The sequence below is a fragment of the Endozoicomonas sp. SESOKO3 genome (assembly GCF_024606255.1).
Window position 1 is genome coordinate 1 of the sequence record NZ_JAHHPR010000705.1, and the last position, 1,018, is coordinate 1,018.

2 protein-coding genes are annotated in these 1,018 nt (G+C 50.7%); both read right to left on the reverse strand.

Annotation, left to right across the window (positions count from 1 at the left end):
• On the reverse strand, positions 1-332 hold a 332-nt coding region (locus KDK18_RS12465), incomplete at its 3' end, for a hypothetical protein (RefSeq protein ID WP_257255251.1).
• Between the two features lie 105 nt (positions 333-437).
• On the reverse strand, positions 438-1,018 hold a 581-nt coding region (locus KDK18_RS12470; protein WP_257255252.1), incomplete at its 5' end, for a hypothetical protein.

Consider the following 1,018-nt stretch of genomic DNA (forward strand, 5'->3'; position numbering starts at 1 on the left):
GTGAAAAAGCCTATAGGTTGGGGGAGGGCCTCCGGGGCTTCCTGCCCGGATGATTTTGATGGCGGGCCGGGTTTTTGGTTGTGTCCAGAGCCTGGCATCACAGTAGTGATTGTAAACGGGTGATCTTGACTCCCCTCCCGGAGTTCCATCGAGTTAAACGACGGTGAATCGGAGTTCCAATAGCTTTTTAAGAGCAAACCGACAACTGCAACCACTTTTACAGATATCTCTGAATAAGGGTTGGAGTATATTGGAGTGTCTTTGGTATCGACAATAAAACGATCTGTGAACGGTTCGGCCTGACAGACGACAGACAACGTCAGTAACAGCAACCGCTGTGCCGCAAAGAGTGAGTATTGAATAATTCTATCCCTGCATTCTGGTTTGTTCAGAGCAAAGATAGATCAAGAAAACCTCATGAAAGGGCGGCTGTCAGATCAAGGACTGAGGTCATCGTTCTGATCCACAACAGGAGACTTGCGTTTTCGATGCATTCTTTTTTGATTCAACAGGGCTTTAGTATTCTTGCAGACCTTTTCGCATGGCTGCGGCAGGCCATCCTTGCGAACCACGGTCACGTCACAGTTTTTTTGTTCGGTGTGGTATCCGGCTTTGTGATTCGACAGGGCGTGAGCATTCTTAAAGACCGTCCCGCACGGCCGCGACTGACCATCCTCCCCAATCACATTCACATCACAGGTTCGTTCCCCTGCGTGGTTTCTTCTTCTGTGAGACGAAAGGAATTGAGCATTCTTGCAGACCTTTCCGCACGGTTTCGGCTGGCCATCCTCCCCAACCACGGTCATGTCACAGATTTGTTGCCCGCTGTGGTCTCTCATTTTATGATTCGTCAGGCCTTGAACATTCATGCAGATCTTTCCGCACGGCCGCGGCTGGCCATCCTCACCGGTCACGGTCATGTCACAGGTTCGTTGCCCCGTGTGGTATCCACTTTTGTGGGCCGACAAGCTGTTGGCACTTTTAAAGACCCTTCCACATAGCCGCGGCTGGTCATTCT